Source organism: Clostridium sp. 16K-1-R1, assembly GCF_023921145.1.
Classification (GTDB): Bacteria; Bacillota; Clostridia; order Clostridiales; family Clostridiaceae; genus Sarcina; species Sarcina perfringens.
This window is the reverse complement of sequence record NZ_CP046515.1, coordinates 907,310-926,841: the sequence shown is the minus strand read 5'-3', so window position 1 is coordinate 926,841 and position 19,532 is coordinate 907,310. Positions and strand designations below refer to the sequence as shown.

Here is a 19,532-nt window from a genome sequence, read left to right as displayed (position 1 = left end):
AAAATAATTGAGACTATAGTAAGCTTTCCATAAAACAAAACTTTCTATAGTCTCAACTAATTTCTATATGTTCTTTATTTATCTGTAATATCCATACTCACAAAGAAGCTCATGGCAACTATTTACTTCATCATCAGTGAAAAGTTCGTTGTATTTACTTTCAACAATAGTAGCTTCCATGGTAAGATCTAAACGATTTGCCTTTTGTAATTTATCAAAACCATCTGAAACTCTACCTTTACGTAAAATTTCTTGAACTGTTCTCACTCCACCAAACTTCTCTATTGTTAATAAAAGTCTTTTTTGAGGACAACCACACTCTGTCTCTGCTATTTCACATTTCTTAATAAGCTCTTTTTCAAAATTCTTTTCTAATGACATAATCTTTACTCCATTAATTTAATTTCATTTCCCTTATAATACTATATTTATTTATATAATTCTAATACAAATTCAAAATAATAGAGGGAATTATGAGTTTTTTCATAATCCCCTCTTAGTTTTATTATTTACTTTACCACAAATCAACTAAATAGATAATTATATTCTTAAACGCAATAAATATTTATCTATTTCAATAGCTATTATACTAAAGGTGCATTAATTTGTGTTGTAAAAAGAAATTCATGAAAATGTCCATCATTAATACTAGTTCTTCCAACTACTAAATGAACATGTTTATTAGTGCCTGGTATTGGAATTGCAGGACCAGTAAAAATACATATTCTGTGAAAATGATCAAGAAAATCTGTCTTGTCATTATTAATCTTATGAATATGATTTGTTCCACCATTTATTGGTATAACTTCACCTGTAACACCTGCAACACGATGATTATGCCTATCATCTCCTTCTTCAGCCAATTTTACGCTTTCTCCATATTCATGAACATGTGTCTGTCTTTCTTCATCACAGCATTTCTCACAATGATATTTCATGTGACAACAATCATATTCATTATTGTCATGATAGTCTCTTCTACATTTATAATTTTGATAACCCATTTCAAATATCTCCTCTATACTATATATTTAAGAAATTAATCTAAAAATCTCTTAATATACAATATGTAAATATTAGCTGAATTTGTTCTTATTATTTGTAGAATTATAATATATTTAATTGTTTGGTGTCTTATTTATTTTTAATCACCTCTTCTACTTCCTCAATTTCTACAATCTCACAATTTTCATTATTTTCTTTTTTACAATACTTAATGAAAATTCCAAAAAGAACTAAGGCAAATACCACACCTGCTATATTAGAAAATGTTGCATTTAATCTAAATCCTTCAGGAGCTTGTAATATATATGAACAAGTAACTGCTGACATGAAAACTGCTGGCACTAAGGTTATCCAATAATTATTATGAGCTTTTAACATATAAGCAGATGCTGCCCAAAGCATTATCATTGCTAAAGTTTGATTTGACCATGAGAAATATCTCCATATTATGCCAAAATCAATAAAAGTTAATGCTATACCCACAACAAATAGTGGTATGGCTATCTTAAATCTATCAATAACCTTATCTTGTTTAAGTTTAAAAGCATCAGCAATTGTAAGTCTAGCACTTCTGAAAGCTGTATCGCCTGAAGATATAGGACAAGCTACTACCCCTAATATTGCTAATACGGCACCTACTTTTCCCATTACTGTATTAGAAATAGTATTAACTACAGTGGCTGGTCCTCCAGCTTTTAAAATTTCTTGTAATCCATTTGTATCACCAAAGAAGGACATAGCTGCCGCTGCCCAAACTAAGGCTATAACTCCCTCTGCAATCATTGCACCATAGAATACTTTTCTTGCCTCTGATTCTTTTTTTACACATCTAGCCATAATAGGTGATTGTGTAGCATGGAATCCAGATATAGCTCCACAAGCTATTGTTATAAATAAGAATGGGAATATTGGTGTTCCTTCTGGATGGAAGTTTGCTAATTGAATTTCTGGAATATTATATCCTTCAATTACAATTCCAGCACCTATTCCTACAGCCATTATTAAAAGACAAAGTCCAAATATAGGATAAATTTTTCCTATAACCTTATCTACTGGTAAAACAGTGGCCGCTATATAATATACGACTATAATAACTATAAATATATCTCTGTCTATTCCTGTTAAAGTTTTTAAAAGATCTGCTGGGCCTGTTAAGAAAACTACCCCAACTAAAATTAATAATACTACAGAAAATATAACCATTATTTTTCTTGGTATTTCTCCAAGATATTTACCTACAAGTTCAGCAACTGATACCCCTTTATTTCTTATAGATAAAACTCCTGTGAAATAGTCATGAACAGCTCCTGCGAATATACATCCAAAAACTATCCATAAAAATGCTACAGGTCCCCATAATGCTCCAGCTATGGCTCCAAATATAGGTCCAAGCCCAGCAATATTAAGAAACTGAATTAAAAAAATTCTTGGCCAACTCATTGGTACATAGTCTACTCCATCTGCCATAGACTCAGCAGGTGTTTCAATTGAATCATTTGTACCAAAGGTCTTGTCCACAAATTTTCCATAAGTAAAGTAGCCCACAATTAATAATACTAATGATAATAAAAATGATATCATTTTTCTCATCCCCTTCGTTAATTGAATTAATTGTTACAATTTAATTATACCCCTTTTAGAAAACGTATTTATAATTCTTTTTTACCATAAAATAGCCTTTTCAGACTGAATACTCTTGAAATTTTAGGTAATAACTTTGAATTTTGACTATTTACTATTTTTTTCAAAGTTGCTTTTTAAAGTTAATTCACTCCTTGTTATTTATGCTGCTTTAATGTGATTTTTATTTATTTAAATTTAATATTATACTTTAAAACAAAATCATTTATAATTCCTTTAAAATTCTCTATACTATTAGATAAAAATAACCATCTTAGTTTACAATATAATTCTAATAATAAAAAAGTGTATATTAAAAGCTTAGCAAACAAAACTTATTAATAGTCTTTAATAATCCACAAACCACTATAAGTTTTCTTGTAGCCTTTTAATACACACATTATTTTTATAACTTCAATTAAAATTTATTTCCTATAGTATCTAGAAACTCTTTTACAATTTCATTTATTGTATCTTCTGCTTGAGGGTATATTCCAAGGTTATCTAAAAACGAATGGTTTACCCCTTCATATCTTATTATTTTTGTTTCTACTCCTGCTTTATGAATAAGCTTACCATAAGCTTCTCCCTGTACTCTTAAATAATCATATTCAGAAACTGCAATTAATGTTTTTTTAGCCTTTGAAAGATTTTTATTAAATATCGGTGATAAATCTTCTCTTCTAGGATCTAACTCTCTTTGTATGTAAAGTCTTTGTACTAAATCCTCACAATTTCTTAAAGAATTAATAAAATTATATATTTTTTCTTCCTTATATGGATTCTCATATAAATCTATATCCCAATTAAAAAATGGATTTTTCTCTACAAAAGTAACTACAGGATATACAAGCCCTTGAAACTTTATATTTGAATTCTCATTAGCCACAATTGTTGCTAAATTAGCTCCTGCACTTTCCCCTACTATTCCTATTTTATTTTTATCTATTCCATATAAAAAATTATTTTCTTCAATATATTCAACAACTTTTTTACAATCATTTAATCCTAGAGGATATGGCTTTTCTGGTGCCAAGGAATAATCAACGCTTATTACAATCCCATTAATTCCCTCAGCTATAAGTTTACAAGGATTTTCAGAAACATCTAAGCTTCCTCCAATAAATGCACCTCCATGTATATAAACTATACATGGTAAATTTTCTTTTAATCCTTCTTTCTTATAAACTCTGCAATTAACTCCATTTATATTTTCTTTACTCATCAATATATTACTTTTGCAGAGATTTAAATTTAATAATCCCATATTATCTCTCATATCTCCAACTGCTTCCCCTGCAAATACATAAGGATTTCCTGATCTTTTAGGTCTTTTATACTCATCAAAATATTTAATTCTTCTATCTATTCTTGTCCCTTTAACTGGATCTGGTATTGGCTTAACTAAAATATCAACACCATCTTCATTAATAAATCTTGCATTCTCATTCATTGCTTTTATTAAATCACTTTGGCTCATGTGGTCAAGCTCAAAAGGTTTAAGTCTTTCTACAATATAATCTAAAGAAATATTTTCTACTATATATTCTTCTAATTCTTTATCATAATTAATCTCTTTCTTATCTTTAGAAACACCTAGTCTCTTTTCAACAATTTTGTCTAAATCTAAATATCCATCTAAAAATGTACTCTTTTTAATCCAAGAGTTTATTTCATTTCTTACATACTCTAAATTTTTATTTTCACCACTAAATGGAGGTATTGTTGTAAATATAATTCTCGCCCTATTTTTATGAGCAATCTCTATTAATCTCACAAATCTTTTTATAATTAGATTTAAATTTTCCTCATCTTCTTTTAATTTATTGCACTCTAACCTAATTAAGTCATTAATACTATTTACAACTAAAACTAAATTAGCATTATTCTTATTGAAAACCTCTTCATCAAATCTATCAGATAATACTTTTTCAAATTTTATTTCTGAATTATCAGTGCCATAATATTTATGTAATCTTTTTAAAATTCCTAGAGATAAATAAGAATTTTCATCTACTTCTTTTCCCCAAAGTACTAGGTTTCTAACTCCTTGTTCAGTATTAAAATTTGCTTTAGCTATTCCAGTTAAATTGTCCTCTGTTACTTTAATCCCATTAAAACTCTTTAAATTTTTGTCCATTTTAACCTCATTTCCTCTCTTTTTAAATAAAACTAATAACCTTTTAATTATTTAACCACCTTAAAACTATTTTATTATACCCATTTAGTTAAAGATGATTTTTTAGCACTATACTTAAGTCTTACGATTAATTTATTATAACTAATCTTTATTTAAGTATAATAAAAAACTGCACCAAAACTCAATTATAAAACCTATAAATTAGTATTAAAAAATTTTTATTATCATAATATATAGATTTTATTAAATTGTTTTGATACAGTACTTTTAAATGAAATATTGATATGAAAATTTTAAATTTGTATAACTATAAATTCTTAATAGTTTTAACTAACTATCTAAATATAACTCTTTAGGATGTAAGAAACTACTTAAGCTCTTATAAATTCTATTTCTATATGAGATTTAATCTCTTTTATATAATTGTCTTAAGATTTAATAACAATAAATTAATTAAGATATCCAAATAAGATTCTAAGTTCAATAAAGCAAACTTTAAACTTAATAATACTGTAATAATCCCATTGTTATCTTTCACTTTCAATTAAAGTTTTCATGGTTTCCTTTGTCATTGCACCTGGAATATATTTAGTTATATATCCTTCTTTATTTATAATGAAAGTTGATGGAAAAGCATTTATTCCATACTGGTAAACCATAGCTCCATTTTCATCAAGTACAACTGGAAAAACATGATTTTCTTCTTTCAAGAAATTCTTTATATGATCTTCTGAACCTTCTCTTCCTAAATTAGGTGAAGCTACTCCAAGGATTACAACATCATCTTTATTTTCATTGTATTCTTTGTAAAGCTCATCTATATAAGGCATTTCTCCTCTACATGGCGGGCACCAAGTTGCCCAGAAATTTAAGAATATAGTTTTTCCTTTATATTCACTAAGAGTATGTTTATTCCCATACTGATCATATAAAGTAAAATCTATTGGAGGAATTTTATTTTCCTCTTCTTGCTTCTTATTGTCACTTTCATTTTTACTATCTTTATTTACACTTTCGCTCTTATTTATCTGAGGGTTATTATTAATCTTTATCTCATTATTCATATTTCTTATTCCACCTACAAGCATTATTAAACCAGCTATTATGATGAAAATTCCGCTTATCTTCTTAATTAAGTCCATATGCTTCTTTATTCCATCGAACTTTTTAAATAATTTACCATAGAATAATGATGCTATTATAAATGGCAATATAAAACCAATTGTATAAACTAATATTAATAAGTTAGACATTAATAGATTTTTTGAACTTGATGCCATTACAAGAACTGATGCTAATATAGGACCTATACATGGTGTCCATCCAAAACTAAATGTAAATCCTAACACAAGGGCTGATAATGGTGACATATTCTTATATTTAAAATTCAATCTTTTTTCTCTGTTTAATATATTTAAGTTTATTACACCTAAATAAAATAAGCCCATGAATAATATAATAACTCCACCTAAAATCATTATAATATTCTTGTTAGTATTAAAGAATGAGCTTAAAGCACTTATTGATGAACCTAATATAAAAAATGTAGTTGATATTCCTAAAGTAAAGAATAATGTATTTCTTATTAAAACACCACTTTTAAAATTAGAATCCCTTATATCCTCTACACTACTATTAGATAACATACTTAAGTATATTGGTAGTATTGGCAATATACACGGCGAGAAAATTGATAAGATTCCCTCTATAAAAACAATAAAGAAATTAATATTTTCCACTAAACCTTTTCCCCCTTTATTTCTACTTATCCCTCACAAGATAAATTTATGTTTCCCCAAGATATCATCTTCTCTAAAATAGGTAATAACAACATCCCAGATTCACTTAAATAATAAGTTGATTCAACTATATTATTTATAGTTTTTTTATCATTAATTATTATGTTATTTTCCATTAATAATTCTAATTGTTGACTTAGCATCTTTTTGCTACATCCTTTTAATAATCTTTGTAATTCTCCAAACCTAACCTTATTATCTTTAATTCCCCATATTATCTCAGCAACCCATTTTCTTCCTAAAATATTTGATAAGGCTTCAACTGGACACTCATAAGTATCATTCTCTACTTTATACATTTTTATCCTCCTCAATTCCTTATAAAACATAATTAAAATTCAACCTAAAATTACTAAAAGTATATGTAAATATTATGAATTTATTTTAAATAAGTCTATATATTACTTATGGCCTTGTATTAGCTATTAGTTAAATTTGATAAATTAACTTCTTCCTAAAACAAAGCCATATTTACTAATTAAATCAATATCTTTATTAAATGTGAATTATATACCATATTTCAAAGTAGTTTTGACTAAGTAGATTAAAAAATATCTTAATATCTAAAAGACTATCCAAAATAAATATTTATATAACTTAATAAGTAATTATAAAGTTTTTTCTATCATCTCTTTTAATAAATTTTTAGGTACAAATCCTACATTTGTAGTAATCTCTTCTCCATTTTTAAATATTTTTATTGTTGGTATATTTTTAACTCCATATTCAGAAGCCTTATCTGAATTTTCATCTATATCTATTTTAACTATTTTTACATTCTTCATTTCATCTTGTACTTCATCCAAAACTGGTGCTAGCATTTTACAAGGTCCACACCAAGTTGCAAAGAAATCAACAACAACTACTCCTTCTTCATTTAGTACTTCCTTTTCAAATTCATCTTGATTTATATGTTTTACCATTTTCATGCCTCCATTTTTAAATTCATATTTCATTTCTAAAACAGAATCTCTTTAATCTCTAGCTTAATTCTATCAACATATGATTTTTTAACAATTAGGCACTTTTTAGTTACCACTTAAATTTAATGTGATATAATACACATTAAATAAAGGAGGTGTTTTTCTTGAAGGTAAATAATACATTCAGTTATAAATCATCTTGCTCCTTGCAAAGATTACTAAGAGTAAGCTATGCTTTGTTTGGAGCCTAATGTATTGAGTTAGCTGAATATAAATTAGGTTCTGTGACACATAGCTTTTAGTATTCTTTGCTTCAATAATATTATGTAAATTAAAGGAGCAAGGAAATGAAATATGTAAAAGCACAAGATGTGTTACCAGAGGAAATCATTGAAATATTACAAAAATATGTGGATGGAAAATATCTTTATATTCCAAGAAAGAATGAAAATCAAAAAGCTTGGGGTGAAAATAGTGGAATAAGAAAAAGCCTTAATGCTAGAAATACTGAGATATTCAAAAAATATAAAGACGGAACCTCCATAAATACTCTTGCAAAAGAGTACTTTCTTTCTGAGAAAAGTATAAGAAGAATTATAAGTGATAAAAAGAAACTATGCTCATAATCATTACAGAATTAATTATTAGATTGAATACTTATTTTAAAAGATGTTATTATCTCATTAAAGCAGTACTTAAAGTAATAACATCTAAATTTAAAACAAGCTATTAAATAATATGATTATGAATATATTACATTTTAAATATAGATGATTATTATTTCTCTAATTTGAGTAATAATAATCATTTTTTATTTTAGTTATTATTTAATTTTATCTATGAATTTAATAGTTAATATATAATATAAAAAATCAAATTTCTAAAAGGAGGTATATTTAATGAAACCTTTTATAAAAAAAGAAGATTTTAATTTTATAAAAAAATGCATCACTGATTTACATGGTACCCTAAGAAACTGTACTGATCCTAATATTATAGAAACAAATAAAGCGTATATAAATGAAAAAATATTAAGTAGATTTTCAGAATTATCTAATGAAGAAAAAGAATTAATTGATATTAATAAAATAACTGATCCACTACATATTGATAAATATTTAGAGGATTTAAATGAATATGTCTATGGAATGACTGCTATTAAAAGCAATGCAATTACTAAATTATTTAGAAAAGAAAAAAAATTAAAAATTCCTAATTTAGACTTTGAAAGCTCAAAAAAAGTTTACTTAGGATGGATTGATGAGGGAAGTAGAAAGTTATTTATAGCATATAACTTAAATGGTAAGCTTACTGGTATGGCATGTAAAATACCAAGCTATAATTCAAGCAATAATCACATTTGTACTCTTTGTAACCATATTGGAAATGATACTGAAGTAGCGTTTGTTTCAGCTATCTGTAAAACTTCTAATCCAGAGCAAGGAACTTATAGATCAATAGGTTTTGATATTTGCCTAGACAGTGAAAAATGTAATGAAAGAATTACTTCAACTGATAAGCTTGAAAAACTTTTGAAAGATGTTAATAATATTAAGAAATAATTGAAATCTTACAAAGTGTAATATTGATAATATCAAAAAATAACCTAAGGCTTATAATACTTACCTTAGGTTATTTTCATGTTTGTTTCAAGATGATATTTTCTATTTTAAATATTAACTAAATAACTTTATATGTTTTATTTATCATAAAATAAGGTTATACTTCTATATTATCCTTTTGAATTTTATAGTATGCAATAAAACCTATTATACACCATGCTATTAAAGCTATTAAAGATTCTTTAGACAAGGCTGCTGGTGAAATAGGTAAAATTAATAAAAGCATAAAAATTATACTTATTATCACTCCTATTCCCGATAAAATTTTATCTTTAGTATTTTTAGATTCTTTTAAAACTATAAAAGAAACATAAAAATATGCAACTGATGCTCCTAAAGAGGACATATCTACAATCCAAATTATTGCTTGTCTCCCAAACCAAGGGGCTATTAAACTTACTATAGTTATGAAAATTATAGCATTACTAAAGACTCCATTTTTATTTATCTTTCCCATCTTAGAAGGAAGCATTTTATAATTTGCTATAGATCCTAATAATTTTGAACTACAAATCATAAATCCATTTATTCCACTCCACACAGCGGCAGTTAAAGCTATTATAAGTAAAAAGAAGGCTCCTTTGCCTAAAGTTCTCAATACAGCACTTCCTGCTGCCCATTCTAAAGAACTTGCTTGTTCTGGTGAATAAGCTAAGGCAGTTATAATATTTAATATATTATAAATTAATGCACCCATAACTAAGGAAATCACTGCTACCCTTGATGCCTTTTTCTTAGAAAAGTTTAATTCTTTACTTAATTGTGGAATAGCATCAAAGCCTATAAAAGCAAAAGGTGTTATAGCAAATACTTTTATTATTTGACTTAAATCAAAAGAATATTTATTAATATATGTATTAATAAAATCTATTCTGTTTCCTTTAATTATCATGCCAACTAAAACAATAAAAGTCATTGATATTAAGCTAAAAATTATTAAGTTCTGAACTTTACTTGTTTTCTTTATCCCATTTAAATTTAATGCTGCAAAAGCAATTATTATTATACTTGATGTTAATATTTCTCCTAGATAAATATTATATCCAGCTACATTATATAAATAACCAAATTCTAAAATCCCACCAAATATCTTCTTGATTACAAGTGGAAATGCAGTTGCATTTAATGGAATCATTGTAAAATAAGCCAAAGTTAAAAACCATCCAACAATAAACCCATGTTTTTTCCCTAAATTATTATAAGTAAAAGAGAATTCTCCTCCCTCTTCATCGTGAGTTTGCATCATTATTAAATAATTTTTTTCAATAATAATTATACATATTACCCCTAAAAAAAGCCCTAAGAAAGTATTTATTACTCCAGACTCCTTTAAAAATTTAGTTCCAGGTAGCATAAATGATCCCCATCCAATTATGGCTCCCAAAACTATAGAAAATATATCTATTCTACTTAGTTTAATTTCTTTCATCATTATCTCCATCCATTTAAGAAAATAAAGCTATAATTAGTTTATTTTATATTAACCAATTATAGCTTTTTAAACTATTTTTTATCTCTATTTATTATTAACTTCTACTTTACAACACTTATTACCCATAATCTTTTTATAAACTATATTTCCTAAAACTCCTCCTACTACTAAGAATACAAGGAATATCCAACCTGATAATGAAAGGTTAGCTATTGGTGTATAAAGTGCTCCTACGTTACATCCATTTGATAATCTTGTTCCGAATCCCATGGCAAAACCACCAACGATGTATAATAAAGCTTCTTTAAAACTTATTTGTAAACCAGCTTTGAAAGTTTTCTTGAAGCTTCCAGCTAAAAGTAACGCAACTAATGTTCCTAATATTATACCAAAGTTTTGTACATTCATTCCATTTGAGAAAAATGGAGCCGTAAACATTTCTACTGGTTTTCCTGCAAAAGTTGCTACACTCTCTGGTGAAACTCCAACAGCTACAAGTGCTCTACCAAACCAGAATCCATAAGGTGTTGATGCTCCCCATCCTGCTTTAGTTACTCCCATTAATAGTATGAATATACCTCCTATTACTAAAGCTCCAGTAGCAAGAGTCCATGGTCTTACAAATAACTTTTCATATGTAGCTTCACTAAATAATTTAAATTCACCTTTTTCTTCATGTTTCTTTTCTTGAAGAATTTCTGTGTCAACTCCAGTATAAGTATTATTTGCTTTTCTCTTTTCTTCATATAACTTTGCCACCCAAATTGTTAAGCAAGCTAAGATAATAGTTACTATTATTGCTCCTAAATATCCTTCTAAACCATCCCATTTAAATAAGTCTGGTAAGAATACACCATTTTCAAATGTTCCTGTACATATCATTGTATCTTTTACCCAAGATGCTGAGTTTTGAACTGGGAATCCTAAATATACTCCCATTCCAAAGAATATTAATGTTATGAAAGCACGTGGTAATCCTGTTACTACGTCAGTAAGAACCCCTGATGCACAACAACTAGAGAATGCCATACCAAATCCGAATAATAATCCACCTAATATAAGTCCTAAGTTAATTGGATTAACCCATAAGTCATATTCTGTAGGGTCTTGTCCTATAAAGAAACAAACACTTACTATTGCTGTTCCTACAAATAATATCATTAACATTCTCATTAATTTTGTAGATCCTGTCTTATAACTTCTGTTTACTCCACCTGCAAATCCAAAGAATGATCTTGTAAGAGCATATCCTAATCCTAAACCTGCAAGTAATCTAAAAAATAGCATTGAACTACCAAGATTAATTTTACCTATTATTATTATTGCTGCTAGTAATATAAATCCAATAATATATTCCGTATATTTCTTCAACTTAATTCCCCCTATTAATTTGTTAATTAACAAACTATTTTATTTTTAATAATATTATTTTTTATCATGGTGTTTTAAAATTAATTAAAACACCATGGATTTACTCTAATTAAAATTATATTCTGTAACTATAGGCTCTCTATCTTGAACTTTATCATTATAGTATTCATAGAAGCTTATTCCCATGAATCCACCTGATACATTATAAATGTTATCAAATCCTAAATGTTGTAATGCTAAACATGCATTATAACTTCTTTGAGCACTTCTACAATGTAAATAAACTGGTCTATCAGTTGGTATTTCATCTAATCTATCTCTTATTTCACTTAAAGGAAGATTTTTGGCTCCTTTTATATGTCCTGCTTCATATTCACTTACTTCTCTAACGTCTATTATACATGCTCCACTTTCAACTAAATCCCTTACCTCATGTACATAAACTTGTTTAAATGTTCCTTCTAAAAGATTTGATGCAACTAATGCAGCATGATTTACTACATCCTTAGCTGTTCCGAAAGGAGGGGCATAACAAAGCTCTAAATCTTTTAAATCTTCTACAGTTCCACCCATTTTTATTAAGGTAGCTATTATATCAACTCTCTTATCTGCATTTCCTTTACCAATTGCTTGTGCTCCTAAAATTCTTCCTGTTGGAACTTCAAATATTAATTTAAAATGTAATGGCTCACTTCCTGGCATTAATCCTACCTTATCTTGAGGTATAACCCTTACAACATCATAGTTTAAGCTTAAATTCATAGCTTTTATTTGACCTTCTGTTAAGCCTGTTGAAGCTCCATTATAATCAAATATTTGAACACAGGATGAACCTATATATCCACTATTTCTTGATGGTCTTCCATGTATATGATCTGCTACTGCTCTCGCTTGTTTTTGTGCGGGTCCCGCTAATGGTAATCTAGATATTGAGTTTGTTAATGAATTATAAACTTCCACAGCATCTCCAACTGCATATATATCCTTATCATTAGTTAAATAATTTTGATTAACTTTTATTGCTCCAGTTTGTCCAATTTCTAACCCAGCTTCCCTAGCTAAATCTGTTTCTGGTGCAACTCCTATAGCCATAACAACTGCATCTGAATTTATTTTCTTTCCTGATTCTAATACTACTTTTCCACTTTCAAAAGAGCTTACTTTATCTCCAACTATTAAATTTACGCCCTTATCATACATTTCTTTATGTAAAACTTGAACCATATCATAATCAAATGGCTTCATTATTTGATCCATTGCTTCTATTAAAGTTACGTTATATCCAGCTTCATGTAAATTCTCTGCAACTTCAACTCCTATAAATCCTCCACCTATTACTGATATGTTCTTACTATTATTATCCTTTATAAAAGAATCTAATTTTGCTATATCCACAACATTTCTAACTGTAAATACATTAACATCTTCAATTCCTTTTATTGGTGGTACTATAGCCTTTGCTCCTGGTGAAAGAACTAATTTGTCATAGCTTTCAGTATATTCTTGTCCACTTACTACATTTCTTACTGTTACTTCTTTAGCTTTTCTATTAATTGATACTACTTCTGTATAAACTCTCGCATCAATTCTATATTGGCTATAAAATTTTTCAGGAGTCATAAGAACTAAATCTTCATGATTTTCAACTTTTCCACTTAAATAGTATGGTAGACAACAGTTTGAAAAGGATACGTGAGGCCCTCTTTCAAACATTATTATTTGATTGTTTTCATCTAATCTTCTAAGTCTTGCTGCTGTTGAAGCTCCACCTGCTACTCCTCCAACAATAACTATCTTTTTACTCATTATATTTCCACCTTTCTTAGTGAATATCTAAACAAATTCTCTTTGTTAAATTTTTATCTAATATGTGTGTAATTTAATTACCTCTACTTGATAGTATCATATAACTAGGTTTATACCATAATAAAAGTATGTTATACTTAATAACACTTTGTTATATACCTTGCTTTAAACAAAGAATTTACTTTAAAATTGATTTATATAATACTATTTATTTTTTAATGTTAATTATTTTAACAAACTAAACTTTTAAAATTATCTAGAAAACTTCATTATTTTTATATAAAAGTATGAAATAATAAAAAGACTACCTTTAATATAAATAGTAAAACAATATTTAGGAGGTGAACTCATGAATTTAACTTATCTTAGATCTTTCTATACAACAGTTAAGTGTAATAGTATTTCTAAAGCTGCAAAACAATTGCATTTAACTCAACCAGGAGTTAGTATGCAAATTCAAAAACTTGAAAATGATATAAATTTTAAACTTTTAAATAGAAGTAATACAGGAGTAAGTTTAACAAGTGCTGGTGAAATAATCTTTGAATTTGCTGAATCAATGTTATCCATAGAAGATAACCTACAAAAAAAATTAGATGAATTAAAAAATATTAATTCAAAACTTATTATTTCTTGTTGTAAAAGTTTAGGTGAGCATGTAATGCCTTGCAGTATATATACATTTAAAGAAATTCATTATAAGACTGATATCTCTATGGAAATAGATAATACCTCAGATATATTAAAAAAATTAACTAATCATGAAACAAATATAGGCATTATTCAAGGTAAACCTAGTGATTGTAAAAACTTAGAACTTATTCCATTGATGACTGATAAGCTAGTTTTAGTTGGTGGTAGAAATACTTCATTTAAATCAGTAAATGTTGAAGAACTTTATAAACTTCCTTTAATAACAAGAGAAGATGGATCAGCTAATAAATTATTGGTAGAATCAAGCTTAAAGAAAAATAAAATTAATATAGATAATCTTAATTTTGTTTTATCACTTAATTCTCCTCAATCAATAAAATCTTCTGTATCTTTTGGACAAGGATATTCATTTTTACCTGCAATTTCTTTAAACCATGAATTGAGAAGTGGTGAATTAAAGAAAATCGATATAAATGATTTAAAACTTCCTTTCCAATACTATATTGCACTTAGAAAAAACTATAAATTAGATTATTATGAACAAAAATTTGTAGATTTTCTAATCTCAAAAAAAAGGTGTTTTTGTTACTAATATTGTTTAATTATAAAGAGTCAAGATAAGTCTTATAAAACTTACCTTGACTCTTATTTACTAATATTATTAACTTTAATTAAAAAGCGAGATATAATTTTTTACTATTATAATTATTGAAATTCCTTTTAAGATAGGTTTATTATAACTTTTTTTACTCATTATTTTCTCCTTAGTAATAAATTATACCTCTAAATACTACTTCTCTAATAACTAAAGGTTCTCTAACTCTAAAGTTAAATACATATAGTTTCCCTCTGATATAATTTCTCCATGTTTAACTCTTAATTCTTTTTTAAAAAGTGGACCACCTATAACTGTTGAATGAAATTCACCTGCTTCACCACAAGGATCAATTCCTCTTTCTTCTAACTCTTTAATATAATCAAAGGTAAGAATCCTTCCAAGGTCTTCTTTTTTCATTCCTTTATTTAGGTTAACAGTAACAATTTTTGTTACAAAGCCTAAATTTACAAACTCTTCCACTACTTCTTTATGATTCTTTCTCCAAAGTGGCATACCTAGTCCAAGTCCAATACTATTAGTAACCCTTTCATGCCAACATTCCTCTTCTGGAACATCAATATCCCCTGTAACAAGCACTTCTGCCCCTAAATCTTTTGCTTCTTTTAATTTCTTCACAAAAACTTTTTCATAGTCATCCCAATTTGTAACTGCTGTAAACAAAGGTAATCCAATAGCCTCTGCTTGTGCTTTCAATACAGATGGAAATAGACTATGTGCTCTTGATCTCTCTCCATCTTCCTCCATCATTACAATTATCCCTATAGCTTTTCCTTCTTGCATAGCTTTATATAAAGCTAAAGTACTATCTTTACCACCACTATATGATGCTATAAATTTTTTACCTTTTGCACCATTACTCCATTTTTTCATACTTTACTAATGCTACTAAAAAAATATATTATCTATTAAGTAGCTTCTCCTTCCTTATAAAAAAATAGTTTTTTAAATTAAATTTCCTATAAACTCAAAATTCCTTTAAGTATAAAACCTATCTTTATTAATCATCACTACATACGCAGAAAGAGTTTTGAACTTCTATGTACTCTTCAGGAGTTAAGGAAAGTATGTATTTATCAAAATGATCTTCACTACAAAAATATCCTACTTTATTTTCTATATAATTTTCTTTTGGTTCTTTCTCTAAATCTTTTCCACAATATAAACATTTTTTCATTTTTCTCTCTCCTTTTTATATCTCATGTATTTCATAGCCTATTTATATATCATGCATTTCATAACCTAAGTCTGTATTTTACTTAATTTATACATAAATGCTTTATAAAAAATATAATAATAAGATTTATTTTTATGCATTCCATATAATTTTTCCTATATGTAAATTATTGCACAATTACACTACATATTTCTATATTCATATAAAAAGTTATCAATTAACCCCCTTAACTAATTAGTTTTATAAATTTTTAATTTCTACAAAATTTAACCTCTTTCTAAGTTTAACCTCTTTCTAAATCTAATTTCTTCATTATAAATACTAATAAAAAACACCTAAGCCCATTTACAATAAACTTAAGTGTTAATAATTTTTATTGGTTCTTACTACTATTTTTAGAATATGACATTAAATATTCTAAATGACCTGAATCTTCGTTTTCTTGCTCTTTTATTATTTTAAAATCATGTTTCTTATAAAATTCAACTGCCTTTTTATTATCTTTATAAACAGCTAATTCTATATTTTCATATCTATTTTTAACATATTCAAGTAAGCTTTTTCCTATTCCACGTCCTTGACTTTTAGTGTGAACAAATAAAGCACCTATAAAGTTACTATCTATTATACTTATAAATCCCTTTATTTTCCCTTCACCACAGTAAACAAAAGTTTTAGCCATTGGAATATAAATATCTCTTACAACTTCATAATTTTTCTTCCAATATTCTTCTTTAATAAAATAATGAGCTTCTATTGTACTCTCCAACCAAATTTTCATAATATCATCTATTTCACAATTTTTAAGTTCTCTAATTTCCAAAACTCTTTCCCCCATACTATTCCTATAACCTCTTTAAATTATCTAGTCCTTTGTAAAAATATCTTTTTTATACTTTGTATCTTAATTTTATAAAAAATTTATTAGCTTATTCAATATCTTATCTAAAAAATGTTTTAGCCATTAATTTATCTATTGCAGAATCTCCTAAAAATCTTTTTATTAATTTACATAACTTACAATCAATATTTATAGAATAATGTTTTTTAGGGTTTTTCTTAGAAATTATTTTTGATACAACTTTAGCTACCTTTTCTGGAGGTGGCGAACTAAGAATTAATTTAGTAGAACTCTTTCTAAAAAATTCAAACTCCTTCTTATAAGCCTCAGCATTTTTAGCTTTTGATGCTTTATTAAGTGAATTCATAAAAGGATTAATAAATTCTGTATTAATAAATGAAGGTTGTATTTTCACTATTTTAATTCCACTTTCCTTATTTTCCATTCTAAACCCATCTATCATTCCCTCTAAAGCATGTTTGGATGCTGGATAAAATGACATCATAGGGGTTGAAACTATTCCAACTAGAGAAGAAGTAACAATAATATATCCATATTTTTGTTTTCTCATTTGAGGCATTACAGCCTTAATCACTCTTGCTACTCCAAACAAATTAACATCAAATTCTTCCCTTGCATCATCTATATTTACAGTTTCTAATGCCCCAGCACAGGCATATCCAGAGTTAGCAAAAACCACATCTATTCTAGATTCCATTCTAATTATAGTATTTACAACTTTTTGTACTGCCCTTTCATCCTTAACATCTAAAAATATTATCTTTCCACCTAACCTTTGAAGTTCTCTCATGTTTTCTACTCTTCTTGCAGTACAATATACTATATGTCCGTCTTCTAATAATAATTTAGCAGTTGAATAACCTATCCCCGAACTAGCTCCAGTAATTAAAATAACTTTCTTATTCATTTTATCCTCCTACTAAAAATATTAAGTATATAAATCTAAAACCTCACTAAAAATAACCTTTAATAACCATATTACTTACTTTATATAATGAAATTATTTTTCCTATAACAACAAATTCTATACCTATAAACTAAAAAACCAATAAATGAATTTAATAAAGCTATCTAATACACCCAACAAAAAATTTAATTTTATTTATAAAAAATTTCCCTAAATCAAAATATTATCTTCTCTTAAGTTATTCATTAAAATATCAAAGATTATAATTGAACGACTAAAAAGGCATGTATCAAAATAAATTTCCTTAAAACTCACATACATTCTAAAGCTGATCTAACAACTATTAGAAGCTGTAAGTTTTATTGTATTTTGATACACGCCTATTTTTTTTACTTTCTCAATCTCATTTTATTTACTTTTTATATATTAATTCACCTGAATAAATTTTATTTGTTCTAATTCCTGGTTTGATTTCTCCATTTATTGAGAAGATATTATCTCCATCTAATATTAATGCTTCTCCACATGGAGCATTAAATGGTACATCTCCAATTGACTTCCACTCGTTATTCTTTGAGTTATAAATTAGAACTTTTGTATTCCAAGCAAAATCTTGAGGGTCTCTTTCAAAATACTCTTTCTTGAATTCAGCTAGACTTTCATCTTTTAATGTATTTAAATTTTTTACAGCATCATCATAAACTGCTTTATTAAATCCACCTATAACAAGCATTTCATCTTCATTTAATTTAACTGAATTAGCACCTAAAAGTGAAATTTCTTCACTTCCTATCTTAACGTCAGCTACTTGAGTCCATGAATTATCTTTAATGCTATATTTATAACCATCTGTGTAAGCAATTTTATCTCCACCACTAAATACGTATATATCGTCACCTAATAATTGAGCAACGGCTTGATTTCTAGTAGGTTCTCCTGGTATTTCCTTTAATTCTTCTGTTTTTCCTGTTTCAACATTAAATTTATAAACCTTATTACTAGCTTTTCCATCTTGTTTTCCAAGTCCTAAATAAATATCTTTATCTTTTTTAACTGCAAAGCCATCACTAAATGTAAAAGGTAAATCTCCAATATGCTTTAAACCAATTTTACCTTTTTCATCAGTTGTAATAAGAGAAACGTTATTTCCTTCTTCTTTATTAGGACTTCCACCTACATAATAAATTCCTTCCTCAGTAGTTATGGAACTTCCATAACCTATTTCATAATCTAATGTTGTATGATCTACTTGCTTTAAATCTCCATTTTCATTTTTTAATACATATATATCAGGATAAAGCTTTTTAGCTCCTCCTTTTGCTACTGGCTCCTCTGGAAAGTTAGCTCCACCTCCCACAACTATATAATCTTTTGTTTTACCATAAAGTAACCCTGCTGTTCCTATATTTTTGCTTTGACCTTTTTGAGCCTCTAACGCTCCATCAACAGTCCACTTAATTGAAGTAATTTCTTTATTTTTATTACTACCCTCTGAAGGCTTATTTCCACATCCCGCTAAAACTAATGGTAATGCAAGTAATACCCCATACTTCCATATCTTTTTCATAATCTTTTACCCCTTTCAAACCATAAAATAA

18 protein-coding genes are annotated in these 19,532 nt (G+C 27.2%); 3 read left to right on the top strand and 15 right to left on the bottom strand.

The genetic code is table 11. The features are described from left to right. Positions 1 to 78 precede the first annotated feature (78 nt). The 7 genes from GOM42_RS04015 to trxA form a co-directional block, all read right to left on the bottom strand. A complete protein-coding gene (locus GOM42_RS04015; RefSeq protein ID WP_003457097.1) occupies positions 79 to 381 on the bottom strand; it encodes a hypothetical protein in 303 nt (100 codons plus the stop codon). A 203-nt stretch (positions 382 to 584) separates the two neighbouring features. Beyond that, a complete protein-coding gene (locus GOM42_RS04010; protein WP_003456940.1) occupies positions 585 to 1,004 on the bottom strand; it encodes a YmaF family protein in 420 nt (139 codons plus the stop codon). A gap of 130 nt (positions 1,005 to 1,134) precedes the next feature. Continuing rightward, positions 1,135 to 2,586 carry a carbon starvation protein A gene (locus GOM42_RS04005; protein ID WP_003457086.1) on the bottom strand — a complete coding sequence of 484 codons (1,452 nt, stop codon included), beginning with the start codon at positions 2,584 to 2,586 and terminating at the stop codon, positions 1,135 to 1,137. Positions 2,587 to 3,043: 457 nt separating this feature from the next. After that, positions 3,044 to 4,765 carry an alpha/beta hydrolase fold domain-containing protein gene (locus GOM42_RS04000; protein ID WP_252597704.1) on the bottom strand — a complete coding sequence of 574 codons (1,722 nt, stop codon included), beginning with the start codon at positions 4,763 to 4,765 and terminating at the stop codon, positions 3,044 to 3,046. A 527-nt stretch (positions 4,766 to 5,292) separates the two neighbouring features. After that, positions 5,293 to 6,504 (bottom strand): cytochrome c biogenesis protein/redoxin, encoded by a 1,212-nt coding sequence (locus tag GOM42_RS03995; protein WP_078233420.1) that lies wholly within the window; start codon positions 6,502 to 6,504, stop codon positions 5,293 to 5,295. Positions 6,505 to 6,530: 26 nt separating this feature from the next. Continuing rightward, the gene (locus GOM42_RS03990; protein WP_003457093.1) at positions 6,531 to 6,863 is read right to left on the bottom strand and encodes a helix-turn-helix domain-containing protein; all 333 of its coding nucleotides are present in this window, start codon (positions 6,861 to 6,863) and stop codon (positions 6,531 to 6,533) included. Positions 6,864 to 7,172: 309 nt separating this feature from the next. Continuing rightward, entirely contained in the window at positions 7,173 to 7,487 is a 315-nt protein-coding gene (trxA, locus tag GOM42_RS03985; RefSeq protein WP_042266153.1) for a thioredoxin, read from the bottom strand. Between the two features lie 347 nt (positions 7,488 to 7,834). Between trxA and GOM42_RS03980 the strand changes: the two genes are divergently transcribed. Next, positions 7,835 to 8,113: a CD3324 family protein gene (locus tag GOM42_RS03980; RefSeq protein ID WP_003461479.1), complete on the top strand. Its 279-nt coding sequence runs from the start codon at positions 7,835 to 7,837 to the stop codon at positions 8,111 to 8,113. Between the two features lie 273 nt (positions 8,114 to 8,386). Further along, positions 8,387 to 9,049, top strand: coding sequence for an elongation factor G-binding protein (locus GOM42_RS03975; RefSeq protein WP_003453093.1), 663 nt, complete (start codon positions 8,387 to 8,389; stop codon positions 9,047 to 9,049). A 157-nt stretch (positions 9,050 to 9,206) separates the two neighbouring features. Here the strand turns inward: GOM42_RS03975 and GOM42_RS03970 are convergent, their stop codons facing one another. The 3 genes from GOM42_RS03970 to GOM42_RS03960 all read right to left on the bottom strand — a co-directional run bounded on the left by GOM42_RS03970 (position 9,207) and on the right by GOM42_RS03960 (position 13,718). Then, positions 9,207 to 10,538, bottom strand: coding sequence for an APC family permease (locus tag GOM42_RS03970; RefSeq protein WP_078233418.1), 1,332 nt, complete (start codon positions 10,536 to 10,538; stop codon positions 9,207 to 9,209). Positions 10,539 to 10,625: 87 nt separating this feature from the next. Next, on the bottom strand, positions 10,626 to 11,912 hold the full coding sequence (locus GOM42_RS03965; RefSeq protein ID WP_061426674.1) for a YeeE/YedE family protein: 1,287 nt from the start codon (positions 11,910 to 11,912) through the stop codon (positions 10,626 to 10,628). Between the two features lie 105 nt (positions 11,913 to 12,017). Next, positions 12,018 to 13,718, bottom strand: a complete 1,701-nt coding sequence (locus GOM42_RS03960) for an FAD-dependent oxidoreductase (protein WP_003472186.1) — start codon at positions 13,716 to 13,718, stop codon at positions 12,018 to 12,020. A gap of 349 nt (positions 13,719 to 14,067) precedes the next feature. Between GOM42_RS03960 and GOM42_RS03955 the strand changes: the two genes are divergently transcribed. Beyond that, entirely contained in the window at positions 14,068 to 14,964 is an 897-nt protein-coding gene (locus tag GOM42_RS03955; RefSeq protein ID WP_252597703.1) for a LysR family transcriptional regulator, read from the top strand. Positions 14,965 to 15,177: 213 nt separating this feature from the next. Here GOM42_RS03955 and GOM42_RS03950 read toward each other — a convergent pair whose 3' ends face one another. The 5 genes from GOM42_RS03950 to GOM42_RS03930 all read right to left on the bottom strand — a co-directional run bounded on the left by GOM42_RS03950 (position 15,178) and on the right by GOM42_RS03930 (position 19,501). Beyond that, a complete protein-coding gene (locus tag GOM42_RS03950) occupies positions 15,178 to 15,861 on the bottom strand; it encodes a diphthine--ammonia ligase (RefSeq protein WP_011590334.1) in 684 nt (227 codons plus the stop codon). Between the two features lie 127 nt (positions 15,862 to 15,988). Continuing rightward, complete coding sequence (locus GOM42_RS03945; protein WP_003452895.1) at positions 15,989 to 16,165, bottom strand: hypothetical protein; 177 nt, start codon at positions 16,163 to 16,165, stop codon at positions 15,989 to 15,991. Between the two features lie 373 nt (positions 16,166 to 16,538). Further along, positions 16,539 to 17,003 carry an N-acetyltransferase gene (locus GOM42_RS03940; RefSeq protein ID WP_004460028.1) on the bottom strand — a complete coding sequence of 155 codons (465 nt, stop codon included), beginning with the start codon at positions 17,001 to 17,003 and terminating at the stop codon, positions 16,539 to 16,541. Positions 17,004 to 17,106: 103 nt separating this feature from the next. Beyond that, positions 17,107 to 17,934 (bottom strand): SDR family oxidoreductase, encoded by an 828-nt coding sequence (locus GOM42_RS03935; protein ID WP_078233417.1) that lies wholly within the window; start codon positions 17,932 to 17,934, stop codon positions 17,107 to 17,109. Between the two features lie 412 nt (positions 17,935 to 18,346). After that, positions 18,347 to 19,501, bottom strand: a complete 1,155-nt coding sequence (locus GOM42_RS03930; protein WP_110035009.1) for a cyclically-permuted mutarotase family protein — start codon at positions 19,499 to 19,501, stop codon at positions 18,347 to 18,349. Positions 19,502 to 19,532: the final 31 nt, after the last annotated feature.

Excerpts from the sequence above, each read along its gene's own strand:
- GOM42_RS03990 (WP_003457093.1), bottom strand. The coding sequence starts at position 6,863 with ATGTATAAAGTAGAGAATGATACTTATGAGTGTCCAGTTGAAGCCTTA.
- GOM42_RS04005 (WP_003457086.1), bottom strand. The coding sequence starts at position 2,586 with ATGATATCATTTTTATTATCATTAGTATTATTAATTGTGGGCTACTTT.
- GOM42_RS03935 (WP_078233417.1), bottom strand. The coding sequence starts at position 17,934 with ATGAATAAGAAAGTTATTTTAATTACTGGAGCTAGTTCGGGGATAGGT.
- GOM42_RS03945 (WP_003452895.1), bottom strand. The coding sequence starts at position 16,165 with ATGAAAAAATGTTTATATTGTGGAAAAGATTTAGAGAAAGAACCAAAA.
- GOM42_RS03940 (WP_004460028.1), bottom strand. The coding sequence starts at position 17,003 with ATGGGGGAAAGAGTTTTGGAAATTAGAGAACTTAAAAATTGTGAAATA.
- GOM42_RS03960 (WP_003472186.1), bottom strand. The coding sequence starts at position 13,718 with ATGAGTAAAAAGATAGTTATTGTTGGAGGAGTAGCAGGTGGAGCTTCA.
- GOM42_RS03970 (WP_078233418.1), bottom strand. The coding sequence starts at position 10,538 with ATGAAAGAAATTAAACTAAGTAGAATAGATATATTTTCTATAGTTTTG.
- GOM42_RS03980 (WP_003461479.1), top strand. The coding sequence starts at position 7,835 with ATGAAATATGTAAAAGCACAAGATGTGTTACCAGAGGAAATCATTGAA.
- GOM42_RS03955 (WP_252597703.1), top strand. The coding sequence starts at position 14,068 with ATGAATTTAACTTATCTTAGATCTTTCTATACAACAGTTAAGTGTAAT.
- GOM42_RS03930 (WP_110035009.1), bottom strand. The coding sequence starts at position 19,501 with ATGAAAAAGATATGGAAGTATGGGGTATTACTTGCATTACCATTAGTT.
- GOM42_RS04015 (WP_003457097.1), bottom strand. The coding sequence starts at position 381 with ATGTCATTAGAAAAGAATTTTGAAAAAGAGCTTATTAAGAAATGTGAA.
- GOM42_RS04010 (WP_003456940.1), bottom strand. The coding sequence starts at position 1,004 with ATGGGTTATCAAAATTATAAATGTAGAAGAGACTATCATGACAATAAT.
- GOM42_RS03975 (WP_003453093.1), top strand. The coding sequence starts at position 8,387 with ATGAAACCTTTTATAAAAAAAGAAGATTTTAATTTTATAAAAAAATGC.
- GOM42_RS03950 (WP_011590334.1), bottom strand. The coding sequence starts at position 15,861 with ATGAAAAAATGGAGTAATGGTGCAAAAGGTAAAAAATTTATAGCATCA.
- trxA (WP_042266153.1), bottom strand. The coding sequence starts at position 7,487 with ATGGTAAAACATATAAATCAAGATGAATTTGAAAAGGAAGTACTAAAT.
- GOM42_RS04000 (WP_252597704.1), bottom strand. The coding sequence starts at position 4,765 with ATGGACAAAAATTTAAAGAGTTTTAATGGGATTAAAGTAACAGAGGAC.